Consider the following 13395-nt stretch of genomic DNA (forward strand, 5'->3'; position numbering starts at 1 on the left):
TTCATGCTGCAAATGGCGAGTGAGATCATAGGAACCCAGCCGATCCTGGCTCTGTTTCTCGCCATCGGCGTCGGTTATCTGGTTGGCCAGGTCAGCATTGGCGGTTTTTCGCTCGGGGTCGGAGCCGTCTTGTTTGTAGGACTTGCTATTGGTGCATTTGCGCCGAAATCGCAAATCACCGGTCCAATCAGCCTGACCGGCCTCATCATGTTCCTTTATGGAATTGGCATTCTTTACGGCCGACAGTTCTTCGAAGGCATGGCTGGCGCGGAGGGCCGAAGATACAATTTGCTGGCGCTTGTCGCCGTCGTCGCGAGTCTTCTGGTTGCGCTCGGGCTGGGTCATGCTTTCGGAATTAAAATCGGCCACACCCTTGGCATCTTTGCCGGCTCGATGACCAGCACTGCCACGCTACAGGCGGCTCTTGAGGTGATGCACAACAGCGAACCATCGATCGGATATTCGATCGCCTATCCGTTTGGCGTCATCGGTCCGATCCTGTGCATTTACTTCATGACACGGAAGGTCCAGCCAAAGTTTCCGCTCAAGGCGCAGAAATTCCACATGGCGGAAATTACCCTTGGTGCCACGCAAGCCAGTCGAACGCTGAGTGAGCTCGGCAATGAGCTTCCAGATGGCGTCCAGGTCACAATGATCCGCAAGGGTCAGGAAAGCTTCGTTCCCAAGCCGGACACCATGCTAAATGCGGGCGACGCGGTTCTTGTGATCGCGGATCAGCAACGGGCAATCGAAAATGCGGCGGCCAAAATCGGCCATCTGGATCCGGGCCGCGTTGTGTCGGACCGTTCATCACTTGATTACATCCGCGTGTTTGTCGGGAAAGCAGGAGTGGTCGGAATTCCGCTCTCCAAACTGCCTATGCCGACCGGATTTCCGATGCATATCCTTCATGTGCGCCGCTATGACGCCGACATCGTACCGACCCCCGATCTGATGCTTGAATTCGGGGATCGCATCGGTGTGCTGATGCCACCGGAGCGGAAACAGGAGGTGCGGCACCACTTCGGAGATACCGTCAAGGCAGCAGCCGAATTCAGCTATGTGTCGCTTGGTGTCGGCATGGTGCTCGGCGTGTTGCTTGGACTGATCCCGATTCCTATACCCGGCCTGGGCACTGTCAACCTCGGCATTGGTGGCGGACCGCTCATTGTCGCACTCATCCTGGGCAGGTTGCGCCGCACCGGCCCGATATTGTGGACCATGCCCCTACCCGCGAACATTGTCCTTCGTAATTTCGGCCTTTCGATCTTCCTTGCGGCCGTTGGCATCAATGCGGGCCAGCCATTTGTGCGCACGGTCACCGATGCGGGCCTCACCATGCTCTTTATTGGCATGGCCGTGCTGCTCACGACGATGATCATCGTTCTTTTTGTCGGCCACTACCTCATGAAGATCCCCTACGACGACCTCGTCGGCGTCGCATCCGGCGCGACCGGCAATCCGGCTATTCTCGTGTATTCCACCCGCATGGCTCCGACCGAACGGCCGGACGTCGCCTACGCAATGATCTTTCCGTCGATGACCATTGTGAAAGTCATCGCGGTTCAGATCATCGGGCTTTTGTTCATTGCCGCCCCCGGCTGACAAGGCGGATTGATAGTACACAGCCGCGAACCGGAAGATCGCAGGTTCCGGCGCGCTTACGGCAATGGCGGAACGACACATGCCCGGCCCGACCAAAGCAAACGACGAAACGCTGCCGCAGACCATAACCTTCGAAACCATCCTGCCGGCCACCATGGCTGCCCGCGCAGAAGAAGGCGGCATCAAGCGGGCCTCAATGGATTCCCTGACGGTCTTCGTGCTCAGCGTCATGGCCGGCGCCTTCATCGCGTTTGGGGCTGTTCTTGCCACAACAGTCGGCGCGGGAGGCCTCCTGATCGCGCCCGATTCCGGCGGACCAATTTCGGCATCGTTGCCTTATGGCCTCATGCGTCTTTTGACGGGTCTGGCCTTTTCCCTGGGTCTGATCATGGTTGTGGTCGGAGGAGCCGAACTCTTTACCGGCAACAACATGATTGTCATGGCCTGGGCGAATCGCAAGGTGACGACCGGGGCGCTTCTGAACAACTGGCTCGTAGCCTTCGCAGGAAATGCGATCGGCACGCTCGCCATGGCCGTTATGGTATTTCTGAGCACACAGTATACGTTCGGAAACGGAACCGTTGGCCTTGCGGCTCTCGCGACCGCTAACGGCAAGGCTGCGCTCGCGTTCTTTCCCGCACTCATTCTCGGCCTTCTGTGCAATGCCTTGGTCTGCCTGGCGGTCTGGATGTGCTACTGCGCCAGAACCACAATAGACCGCGTCGTCACCGTCGTCCCACCCATCACGGCATTTGTTGCATCCGGTTTCGAACACAGCATCGCGAATATCTATTTCATTCCGGTCGGCCTTCTGATCAAGTCCGGCGCGCCTGAGTCATTCTGGACATCAATCGGGAAGACGCCAGCCGATTTCCCAGCCCTGACCTGGGACGGTTTTTTCAGCAATCTCATCCCAGTGACTATTGGTAACATCATTGGTGGATCTGTATTTGTCGCCGCCGTCTACTGGTTCGTTTATCTGCGAAAAAAAGCGACATGATGAGCACTGCGGCCCTGCGGAAGACCCTGGGATCCCTCTCGGTTCTGTCGTGGCTGCGTGACTACAAGGCGGCGTGGATCGGTCGCGATGCGATTGCGGGCTTGACGCTGGCCGCCTATGCCATCCCGGTGTCATTGGCCTATGCCAACCTCGCCGGCCTGCCGCCGCAGGTCGGCATCTATGGCTATCTGCTCGGCGGGCTGGGCTATGCCCTGCTCGGCTCGTCGCGGCACCTTGCTGTCGGCCCGACATCGGCAATCTCTCTCATGATCGCGGCCAGTGTCGGGATGATGGCCGCAGGCGACGCTCAGCGCTATGCCGAAATTGCTGCCCTCACCGCTTTCGTCGTTGCAGGCCTGTCTCTGCTCGCCTGGAGCTTGCGTCTCAGCATGCTTGTGCTGCTGATCAGCGACAGCGTGCTGGTTGGCTTCAAGATCGGCGCTGGCTTGACCATCGCCATGACGCAGCTGCCCAGCCTGATGGGCGTGGCGGGCGGCGGGCATAACTTTGTCGAACGCTTGGTGGCGCTCGCCGGGCAACTGGACGACATCAGGATTGCGGTCCTGGCCATTGGCCTCATGGCGTTGATGTTGCTCATGTTGGGCGAACGCATCCTGCCTGGTCGGCCGATCGCGCTCGGAATTGTCGCTTTGGCTATTCTCACGGCGACCCAGCTCGATCTGGCCGCCTCTGGTGTTCCCGTGACCGGCCTCATTCCCTCCGGACTGCCCGCGCTGTCAGGCCCGGCGCTGCGACCATCCGACATCGAGGGCATTGTCCCGCTCGCCGCCGGCTGCCTGCTGCTCGCCTATGTCGAGGGAATATCGGCCGCGCGAACCTTCGCTGCGAAGCATGGCTATGAAATTGATCCGCGCCAGGAATTCCTTGGCCTCGGCGCGGCGAATCTCGCCGCTGCCCTCGGGCAGGGTTATCCCGTGGCCGGGGGCCTGTCGCAATCCGCCGTCAACGACAAAGCCGGCGCGCGCAGCCAGGCCGCGCTGTTATTCGCCTCGGTCGCGCTTGGAATATGTCTTTTTTTTCTCACTGGCCTTCTGGAGAACCTGCCCAAGACCGTACTCGCGGCCATCGTGCTGACGGCCATCTTGGGCCTGTTCGATTTCGGCAAGCTGGCGCATATGTGGCGCGTCAGCAGTCTGGACTTTTATGCTGCACTTATCGCGCTCGTTGCGGTGCTTTTGTTTGGAATCCTGCAGGGAATCATGCTGGCCGCCTTCTGCAGCATTCTGCTGCTGCTCTTTCGCGTATCGCGTCCACATGTTGCATTCCTTGGAAGAATTCCCGGAACGAGAAGCTATTCCGACATGGCCCGCCATCCGGAAAACGAGGAACTGGCCGGTGTAATCGCCTTCCGTCCGGAAGCATCGCTGATCTACGTCAATGCAGACGCGGTGTACACTGCCGTGTGCGAGCGATTGAAAGCTCTCGATCCGTCAAATATCCGTCTCGTTATCTGCGACTTGTCTGCTTCCCCCTTCATCGATCTGGCCGGATCGCAAATGCTGCACAGGCTTGAGGCCTGTCTCCGTCCAAATGACGTCCCGCTGCGCATCGTCGGCGCGCACGGATATGTGCGGGACTTTCTCAGATCCGACGGGTTGAGCGGAAAGGTTGCCGGCATTGGGCGCCAACTGACCCTGGCCCGTCTGCTCGACGACTTCGAAAGCGAGCGCAGGTAGACGGCCTTGGCGAAACCGGAATGCGCTTAAACCTAAGTATAGTTTCTCCGATCCGCGCTCGTGTGGTCCGCTTTAGCTTGAGTTCCGGTCGCACCTTCGATGCAGGAAAATCATTGTAGCAATGACAACTGCTCCGACGGCGTGCAACTTCAGCCGAGTCGTTACGCGCAGGCGACCGCAATTCTTCGCAAGACTTGCCGCGCGAGGACAACCCAATGGCAGTCACTCCCATCGACCAGACCAGTCGCCCTCCACATGCAAAATATGAACGGTTGATATCAGCTGCGACCACCGTTCCCTCGGCCGCAACTGTTGTCGTTCACCCCTGCGATGAAACCTCGCTGCGCGGCGCGATTGAGGCGGCGGAAGCAAATCTCATCCGGCCAATTCTGGTCGGCCCGGTCGCGCGCATATCCAAGGTGGCGCGGGATTCTGGCATCGACATCGGACAATTTGAAATGATCGATTCGCCGTACAGCGAGGCGGCAGCCGCAGCCGCCGTCGAACTCGTTCGAGCAGGCAAGGCCGAGCTGATTATGAAGGGCAGCCTGCACACTGATGAATTGATGCGCGCAATCACGTCCTCCTCGCACGGCCTGCGGACGGCGCGGCGCATCAGCCATGTCTTCGTGATGGACGCCCCAACGCACAAGGACACATTGTTCGTCACCGACGCCGCGATCAACATCGCGCCGGACCTCGATGTCAAGCGCGACATCGTCCAGAATGCAATTGATCTCTTCACTCAGATTGGCCTGGGAACGCCAAGGGTTGCGATTTTGTCGGCAGTCGAAACCGTCACCTCGAAAATACCATCGACTATCGATGCCGCCGCGCTCTGCAAGATGGCCGACCGTGGGCAGATCACCGGCGGCATTCTGGACGGCCCCCTTGCATTCGACAACGCGATCGACGAGGAAGCAGCGAGGATAAAGGGCATCAAGTCCGAAGTCGCAGGCCGCGCCCAGATTCTCGTCGTTCCCAACCTTGAGGCTGGGAATATGCTGGCGAAGAACCTGATCTTCCTGTCGCAAGCGGACGCCGCGGGCATCGTGCTGGGCGCGCGCGTGCCAGTCATCCTGACATCCCGCGCCGACAATGTCCGCGCACGCATGGCGTCCTGTGCAATCGCGTCACTCTACGCGGATGCACGCCGGCGCAACACGGTATTGCCCGCGGCATGAGCGGGATCAGGACGATACTTGTGGTGAATTCTGGCTCGTCCAGCGTGAAGTTCCGCGTGTTCTCGGTCGACGGCGAGCAGTCACTTCGCCAGATCGTGAAGGGGGACGTTGACGGAATCGGCGTACGGCCCCGGCTGTGCGCCTCCGGCGCCGACGAGGAAATACTTGTCGACCAGTCCTATTCCGCAACCGACATCCCCGATGTCACCACCGCCATGCGCACCGCCGGCCAATGGCTGCGGGAAATACAGCGCGTGAGTTTCGATGCCATTGGACATCGGGTCGTCCACGGTGGACCGCGCTACGATCGCCCGACGCTGGTAACCACGACCGTACTCTCGGATCTGGAACGGTTTATCCCGCTGGCCCCATTGCATCAGCCGAACAATCTGGCGCCGATCCGAATCCTGATGGAGCGTTTCCCGGACATGCCGCAGGTCGCGTGCTTCGACACGGCGTTCCATCGCGGACATGACAAGGTGGCGGACTGCTACGCCATTCCCGGATCACTCTATGACGAGGGCGTGCGGCGCTACGGATTTCACGGACTCTCATACGAGTACGTTGTCAGCCGGCTGCGCGAAGTGATGCCCGAAGCAGCCGAGGGTCGCATCGTCATTGCGCATCTCGGTAGTGGCGCGTCAATGTGTGCGGTCTCGCAAGGCCGAAGCGTGGAAAGCACCATGGGATTCACCGCTCTCGACGGCCTGCCGATGGGCACCCGGCCCGGCCAGCTTGATCCGGGCGTTGTGCTTTATCTCCTTACCGAAAAGGGTATGGATGCTGCCACTGCTCAGGACTTCCTTTACAAAAATTGCGGTTTGAGGGGCCTGTCGGGCATCAGCAACGACGTTCGCACGCTTCTGGAAAGTTCGGAGCCTGGCGCATCGCTGGCACTCGAGCATTTTGTGTACAGGGTCGGCCTTTATGCCGGCATGCTCGCAGCGAGCCTTGGCGGACTCGACGCATTCGTTTTTACGGCCGGGATTGGCGAGCGATCCGCTGTCCTGCGGGAGCGTATCACGCAGCGGCTCGCATGGCTCGGTGCAAGGCTCGATGCCGCTTCGAACAGCGATGGCGCGCTGTCAATTTCCGCGCCGGGTAGTCGGGTGCATGTGCTTGTCATCCCCACCAACGAGGAACTGATGATCGCCCGGCACGTCCTTGCAGCAGTGTCAGCAGGCGCGACCCAGCCTCACAGCGCAGCAGCTGCGAGCTGATGGCTCTCTCCTTCGTACATATCATCTCATGCAAAGCGACACTAAAAAACAGACTCTGATCACCGATGAACAGCGCCAGTCCCATGAGTGGATAATACTGATCCGAAAACTGCGTTGCATCGGACTGCACGCATCAGCCGACCGGCTGAAGCAGATTCTGGATTTTGTCAAATTGCAGAACGGCCACGACACCGACATCTCTTGAGAACACAGGATTTCACAATGGCCAAAGGTGCCACTCCGAAGAACAACAAGATGAAACGCAAGGATTATGAAAAAGCGCTGCAGAAGCTCCAGGTCAAGCTTTGTCACTTGCAGGACTGGGTGAAGGAAAAAGGCGCCAGAATCATCATTGTTTTCGAAGGGCGAGACGCCGCCGGCAAAGGCGGAACGATCAAGGCCATCACCGAAAAGGTCAGTCCCCGCGTTTTCCGCGTCGAGGCCCTGCCCTCGCCGTCGGATCGACAGAAGACACAGATGTTCATTCAACGCTACATCGAGCGCTTCCCCGCAGCAGGCGAAATCGTCATATTCGATCGCAGCTGGTACAATCGCGCCGGCGTCGAATACGTGATGGGCTTTTGCGGCGACAAGGAGCATCACCGTTTTCTCCAGCTCTGCCCTGAGATTGAAAAGCACGTGGTCGATGCCGGCATCATCCTCATCAAGGTCTGGCTCGAGGTCGGCAAGGATGAACAGGAGCGGCGTTTTGCGGCGCGCATCAACGACCCTCTCCGCCAGTGGAAGCTCAGCCCCATGGATATTGAATCCTATCGCCGCTGGTACGACTATTCGCGCGCAAGAGACATGATGCTGAAGATGACCGACAGCAGACATGCTCCATGGTATATTGTTCACTCCGACGATAAACGCCGTGCGCGCCTCAACTGCATCGCGCATCTTCTCAGCATCATCCCTTACAAGAGGATACACAAGGACAAGGTCAGGCTTCCGCCCAGATCGAACAAGAACAAATACAATGATGCGCTGAAGGCGAGCGGCCGCAAGTTCGTCACGCAATTGTACTGAGACAAATTCGATGAGTAATCTTGCTGTCAGCACGACACGCGGATTGACCGCGCGCGACTAGGGCCGACTGCCGGCCTGTGCCGATACATCGCCGTCACGTTGCGGCAGCTCGAACTCAACGATCGCTCCCCCGCCGGGTCGCACAGATGCCCGAATGGCGCCTCCATGCGCCACGACAATTGAGTGGGAGATTACCAGCCCCATCCCTACGCCCCGGGGCTTGGTCGTGAACAAGGGCTTGAAGATGGATTTTAGATGCTCCGGATCGATGCCGATCCCAGTATCTTCAATTCTTATGCAGACCCTGTCTCCCGCGTGTTCCTCCGATCGCACGAGCAACTTCCGAACCGTCGTCGTCTCCATCGACTCAATCGCATTCATCAGGAGGTTGAGCACAACCTGCTTTAACTGGATCCTGTTCGCTTCGACCAATGGAAGCTGATCGTCAAGCTGGGTTTCGAGCGAAATGCCGTGGCGTCGCAGATTGACCTGAAGGGTAGTCAGCACGGACCGGACAAGTTCGTTAAGGTCGATCGACTCCTTGTGCCGTTCCCTGCCGCTGAACATCGCCAGCACACCTGCGATCACCTCGTTGGCGCGATGCACGGAGGTCACGATCTGGTTCAGGGAGCTGCGCGCCTCGTCGACGTTCACCCGCCCGGTCGTAAGCCAGTTGAGGGCCGCATAGGCGCTGGCGCCGGCCGCCGCCAGCGGCTGCCTCACCTCATGTGCGATCGATGCCGACAATTCTCCGGCCACGGCCAGGCGGTTCACGTTCTGCAATTCCGCCATGGTGTCTCGTGTCCGAAGCTCTGCCTGATGGCGGCGGCGATGCTCGTAAAGCAGCCACATGATCACGCAAGCCTGAATCAGCACGGCCGCGATCCCACCAGCTATCTGAAACGGGTATTGCTGCCAGGCGGTCAGGCTGCGGAAATGTACCTCGCTGCCTGGCGGCAGGCGGCTTTCCGCAATACCCCACCGCTGCATTTCCCGCCAATCGAACTTCGGCGTCCCCATGCCGACGGGTTGAACTTTTATAGTCTCGGGATCTTCGCCGCCGAGCACACGCACGGCGACCGCTCCGACCTGCCGTCCCGTCTCCAGCACCGGAACATGCGGTCCTCCGACGATCTCGCGTCCGAAAAACGCGTCCGAATAGCTGAAAATGGGCGCATTTGCGACGGCGTGCAGACGTCTCAACGCGCTGCTTTCTTCGTGAACAACCCCGTCCGCGTCGACAATCATCAGTTCCCAGAACAGCGCCGAATTCGGTGGAAGGTCTGCCGCATGCTTCAGGATGTCCTCGAAGGAAAATGAATCGTACCAGGTGAACTTGACCCGATCATTTAGGCTCCCGGCGCTTCGCGAAATTTCGTCTCGCCAGTACTTCTCGATCGGAGATGCTCCCACAACAACAGCAATGTGATTGGTGTCCGGGAGTACGCGGAGAATATTGTCCAGGGCCGCGCGATAATCGATTGCAACCGCGGCAACAATGTCCTTTGGACCAAGCGCCGCATATTGCACTCGCCGCTGGTCTACCACGGTCAGGATCATTGGCGCCGCAGGAAATAATCTGTGCCGGTGCTTCTGCACAAACCCTGCTGCGGGCGCACCAATACTGACAATCAGGTCCGGCGCCCTATGCTTGTACAAGGCATGAAGATACTCGACGAACGCGGCCTCCGGATTTTCGTCGCTTGAACGCGCCGAAATCAGGGCGTGTTCCTGAATATTGAGCGGCCACGGCGATTGCCGCTCAAGCTCCAGCCGGATCGCTCTGGCATATTCACTCCACGGCTTGAACTCGCGGCCGAAGGAATGCAGCACCAGAACATCTTTGAATTCGACCGCGTGACCGCACGGCGCTGAAATGCAAAAAAGAAAGAGAATCACAGCAACCGTGCCGGCACGATTGCAAAGCCTTGTCACCTGCATTGCTCCAGTCGCGTCAGTCATTTTCAGTAGATTGCATCACAGTGACATAAAAATAGGAAGCCAAATCCTGCCCAATTGGCCGCCAGTATCTATCGCCGCCGCTGGCAACCACAATCAGCTTCCCTGTCCAGCTCTTCGCCCCGGATCACCCTGTCCCTCACCCTGTTGCGTGTTTCACCGTCTGCATCAATGTGACCAAACCATCACACGCAGATCGCAGCCTGTTTTCACGACCAATTCGCCGCCGGGATGGGACCAATCATATTGAAGTATAGTGGATTCATTGCGGTGCAGCGTCGAGTATGAGCGGAGGTTTCGGCCACTGAGTTCCGCCTCCCGGGCTGGAGCAGACCAGAGGTTCCCGCAACTGGCAGCGCCGGAGACACGAATGACGTCGAACAGTTTCAGCTGGACGACCAACGAAGAGCTTTCAGCGGGCAAGGGCGCGACGCTGCAGGAATTCTCCACCAAAGTCGGCGCGCACAATCTTGAGATCAGCGTCGCGCCATGGGGCGAGGGCCGCCTCAGGGTCAACGGACGCGAAATCGTTCATATCAACGACGCGAAAGACAGACGGCAGGCCTTCCGGATCCTTGAAAACATCGCTGACATCTATCTGAAGGAGCAACCCGCCAGGGCCGATGGCAAGAAGCAGCTGTCGATGATCCCGCCCGTCAAGGCGAAACTTCTGGCTGGCAAGCGCGGCCTTGTGGTCGGCATCGCCAACGATCAGTCCATCGCGTGGGGCTGCGCCAAGGCTTTCCGGGCGTTTGGCGCGGAGGTCGCGGTCACCTATCTCAACGAAAAGGCTCTCAAATATGTGGAGCCGCTTGCTACCGCCCTTGAATCGCCGATCGTCATGCCGCTCGACGTCAACGTGCCGGGCGAGATGGAAGCGGTGTTCGAGCGGATCAAGAAAGAATGGGGCCAGCTCGATTTCGTCGTGCACTCCATTGCTTTTTCACCCAAGCCAACACTCCAGAGCCGGGTCGTGGACGCGCCGCGCGATGGATTTCTGACAACGATGGACGTGTCCTGTTGGACGTTCATCCGCATGGCGCATCTCGCCGAACCGCTGATGAAAAAAGGGGGCACCCTGTTCACCATGACCTACTACGGCAGCCAGATGGTCATCAAAAACTACAACATCATGGGTATTGCCAAGGCCGCGCTCGAATGCGCGGTGAAATATATCGCGGCGGAACTGGGCCCGAAGGGAATTCGCGTACACGCAATCTCCCCGGGCCCCCTTGCGACCCGAGCCGCATCCGGCATCGCCGAGTTTGATGCGCTGCTTGAAAAGGCAAAAGCAAAGGCCCCGGCCCGAAGCCTAGTCAGCATCGACGATGTCGGTGTTGCCACTGCATTCCTGGCGCACGATGCGGCACGGCTGATCACCGGTGAAACGCTTTACATCGATGGCGGCTACCATTTGATCGACTGACCATCGCCGCGGAGGCGCAAATGTCAACTCATCCGGCCGACAAGACGAAAACGCCCGTACAGCTCGCCATTCCGACTCTCGGCGCGATGACCGAGTACTGGATTGATGCCGCGCAGCGAAGCATTCTGTTCTGGGATGTGCTGCGCCGGCGCGGGAATGCATACAAGGAACATGCGACTGAAACCGTTCCGCACGTGCTCGATTATGATGTCGAGCTTGTTTCCGACGGCCGGACATTCGAACGGCCTGTCAATTACGGGCTGGTCAGGATTGTCCCTCCTAAGAACATTACCATTGATCTTGCCAAACGGCCGTTCGTGGTCATCGATCCGCGCGCGGGACATGGCCCCGGTATCGGCGGATTCAAGGCCGACAGCGAAATCGGCGTGGCTCTCAAGGCCGGGCACCCCTGCTACTTCATCGGCTTCACGCCGGAGCCGATGGCCGGCCAAACGATCGAAGACATCCTGCGCGCGGAGGCGACGTTCCTTGAGATCGTGATCGAACGGCATCCGCAGGCCGAGGGCAAGCCCTGCGTCATCGGCAATTGCCAAGCCGGGTGGGCGCTGATGATGCTGGCGGCGCTGCGCCCGGAATTGTTTGGACCGCTGATCGTTGCCGGATCGCCCCTGTCCTACTGGGCAGGCGTGCATGGAAAGAATCCAATGCGGTACACGGGCGGTCTCCTGGGCGGAAGCTGGCTGACGGCATTCGCCAGCGATCTCGGCGCCGGCAAGTTCGATGGTGCGGGGCTAGTGCAGAATTTCGAGAACCTCAACCCGTCCAACACCCTGTGGGCCAAGCAATATAATCTGTATTCGAAGGTCGACAGCGAAGCGGAGCGCTATCTCGATTTTGAACGCTGGTGGGGCGGACACGTCTATCTCAACGGTGAAGAGATCCAGTTCATCGTTGATCAGCTATTCGTTGGCAACAATCTGGCGGCCGGCCGCGTACAGACGTCCGATGGCACGTCAATTGACCTACGCAACATCCGCTCTCCGATCGTCATTTTCTGCTCGAAAGGCGACAACATCACGCCGCCGCAACAGGCGCTTGACTGGATTCTGGACCTCTACGACGATGCCGACCAGATTCGATCCTATGGCCAGACCATTGTCTATACTGTGCACGACACCGCCGGCCATCTCGGCATTTTCGTGTCGGGCTCGGTGGCAAAGAAAGAACACAGCGAGTTTTCCGGCAACATCGATCTGATCGACGTCCTGCCACCCGGCCTCTATGAGGCGGTTTTCACGCCGAACACCGGCGCGGACGCCTCCGACCTTGTCAGCGGCGACTGGATCATGCGTTGCGAGGCGAGAACGCTCGACGACATCAGGGCACTCGGTTGCAACGACGCCGCGGACGAACGGTGCTTTGAGACTGTCGCCCGCATCTCCGAGATCAATCGGTCACTGTACCGAAGCTTTATGCAACCGCTCGTTCGAACCTTCATGACGCCGCAGACGGCGGAGCTGACGCGCCGGATGCATCCCCTACGTCTGCAGTACGAGCTTTTCGCCAGCACCAATCCGGCGATGGCATGGATCGAAAAAGCCGCCCAACAGGCGCGCGAGGCGCGCAAGCCCGTGGCAGCGAACAATTCGCTTCTGGCGATACAGGAGACCACATCCCGGCTGATCGTGGACACGCTCGATCTCTGGCGGGATGTGGGTGAAAAGATGTCTGAGTCGGTATTTCTCTCCGTCTATGGCTCACCTCTCCTGCAGGCAGCGGTTGGCGTCGATCCGGCGTCGGCTGGATCCTGGCGCAAGGCAGGCCGCAATCCGCTGCACGCGCAACTGATCGAGAAACGCATTGCCGAACTGAGATCTCGCATGCATGAAGGCGGCTTGCCGGAAGCGACGGCGCGAGCGTTTCTTTACGTCGGAATGTCGCGCAGCTCGGTCGATGAGAGAGGCTTTGAATCAATCCGCCGCTTCCGCCGCAGCCAGACCGACCGCAACCGCCGGTCCCTCGCCGCATTCAAGGCCATGCTCCGCGACCAGTTCTTCATGCTGCTGATCGATCGGGAGGCCGCCATCCAGGCAATCCCCGAATTGTTGCCCGAGGATTCGAAAGCGCGCCATCAGGCCATCGAACTCATCAAGCAAGTAATCACGTCGAGCGCAGCCCTTCCGCCGGAGGGGGAAATCCGCCTTCGCGAAATCGCCGCTCTATTCGAAGTTGAGGATGCCTCGTCGCCGAAGCGGTCGCCTCGCACGGCGGAACGGCCGCTCCATTCATAGCAGCACGGGGCCCTGCCTGGTAC

At 59.2% G+C, this 13395-nt stretch carries 9 protein-coding genes; 8 read left to right on the forward strand and 1 reads right to left on the reverse strand.

Annotated elements, in window-relative coordinates:
• Positions 1–3 precede the first annotated feature (3 nt).
• The 6 genes from RO009_02110 to ppk2 all read left to right on the forward strand — a co-directional run bounded on the left by RO009_02110 (position 4) and on the right by ppk2 (position 7735).
• On the forward strand, positions 4–1605 hold the full coding sequence (locus RO009_02110) for a TrkA C-terminal domain-containing protein (protein MDT3683822.1): 1602 nt from the start codon (positions 4–6) through the stop codon (positions 1603–1605).
• 79 nt (positions 1606–1684) lie between these two features.
• Positions 1685–2605 carry a formate/nitrite transporter family protein gene (locus tag RO009_02115; GenBank protein MDT3683823.1) on the forward strand — a complete coding sequence of 307 codons (921 nt, stop codon included), beginning with the start codon at positions 1685–1687 and terminating at the stop codon, positions 2603–2605.
• On the forward strand, positions 2602–4302 hold the full coding sequence (locus RO009_02120) for a SulP family inorganic anion transporter (protein MDT3683824.1): 1701 nt from the start codon (positions 2602–2604) through the stop codon (positions 4300–4302). Before RO009_02115 ends, RO009_02120 begins: the two co-directional genes overlap by 4 nt.
• 215 nt (positions 4303–4517) lie before the next feature.
• Positions 4518–5486, forward strand: a complete 969-nt coding sequence (locus tag RO009_02125; GenBank protein MDT3683825.1) for a phosphate acetyltransferase — start codon at positions 4518–4520, stop codon at positions 5484–5486.
• A gap of 5 nt (positions 5487–5491) precedes the next feature.
• Positions 5492–6706, forward strand: a complete 1215-nt coding sequence (locus RO009_02130; GenBank protein MDT3683826.1) for an acetate/propionate family kinase — start codon at positions 5492–5494, stop codon at positions 6704–6706.
• 222 nt (positions 6707–6928) lie between these two features.
• Positions 6929–7735: a polyphosphate kinase 2 gene (gene ppk2 / locus RO009_02135; protein ID MDT3683827.1), complete on the forward strand. Its 807-nt coding sequence runs from the start codon at positions 6929–6931 to the stop codon at positions 7733–7735.
• 57 nt (positions 7736–7792) lie between these two features.
• On the opposite strand, the gene RO009_02140 is transcribed toward ppk2, so the two are convergent.
• Positions 7793–9676 (reverse strand): ATP-binding protein, encoded by a 1884-nt coding sequence (locus RO009_02140; protein MDT3683828.1) that lies wholly within the window; start codon positions 9674–9676, stop codon positions 7793–7795.
• A gap of 661 nt (positions 9677–10337) precedes the next feature.
• Between RO009_02140 and fabI the strand changes: the two genes are divergently transcribed.
• Both fabI and RO009_02150 read left to right on the forward strand, forming a co-directional pair.
• Complete coding sequence (gene fabI, locus RO009_02145) at positions 10338–11120, forward strand: enoyl-ACP reductase FabI (protein MDT3683829.1); 783 nt, start codon at positions 10338–10340, stop codon at positions 11118–11120.
• A gap of 86 nt (positions 11121–11206) precedes the next feature.
• Positions 11207–13372: a DUF3141 domain-containing protein gene (locus tag RO009_02150; protein MDT3683830.1), complete on the forward strand. Its 2166-nt coding sequence runs from the start codon at positions 11207–11209 to the stop codon at positions 13370–13372.
• The last annotated feature ends 23 nt before the right edge of the window (positions 13373–13395 follow it).

Origin of the sequence: Pseudorhodoplanes sp. (genome assembly GCA_032027085.1) — a bacterium.
Taxonomy (GTDB): domain Bacteria; phylum Pseudomonadota; class Alphaproteobacteria; order Rhizobiales; family Xanthobacteraceae; genus Pseudorhodoplanes.

What these genes read in the sequence shown, in the direction of transcription:
- RO009_02110 (MDT3683822.1), top strand. Translation starts at nt 4, where the DNA reads ATGCTGCAAATGGCGAGTGAGATCATAGGAACCCAGCCGATCCTGGCT.
- RO009_02115 (MDT3683823.1), top strand. Translation starts at nt 1,685, where the DNA reads ATGCCCGGCCCGACCAAAGCAAACGACGAAACGCTGCCGCAGACCATA.
- RO009_02120 (MDT3683824.1), top strand. Translation starts at nt 2,602, where the DNA reads ATGATGAGCACTGCGGCCCTGCGGAAGACCCTGGGATCCCTCTCGGTT.
- RO009_02125 (MDT3683825.1), top strand. Translation starts at nt 4,518, where the DNA reads ATGGCAGTCACTCCCATCGACCAGACCAGTCGCCCTCCACATGCAAAA.
- ppk2 (MDT3683827.1), top strand. Translation starts at nt 6,929, where the DNA reads ATGGCCAAAGGTGCCACTCCGAAGAACAACAAGATGAAACGCAAGGAT.
- RO009_02140 (MDT3683828.1), bottom strand. Translation starts at nt 9,676, where the DNA reads ATGCAGGTGACAAGGCTTTGCAATCGTGCCGGCACGGTTGCTGTGATT.
- fabI (MDT3683829.1), top strand. Translation starts at nt 10,338, where the DNA reads ATGATCCCGCCCGTCAAGGCGAAACTTCTGGCTGGCAAGCGCGGCCTT.
- RO009_02150 (MDT3683830.1), top strand. Translation starts at nt 11,207, where the DNA reads ATGACCGAGTACTGGATTGATGCCGCGCAGCGAAGCATTCTGTTCTGG.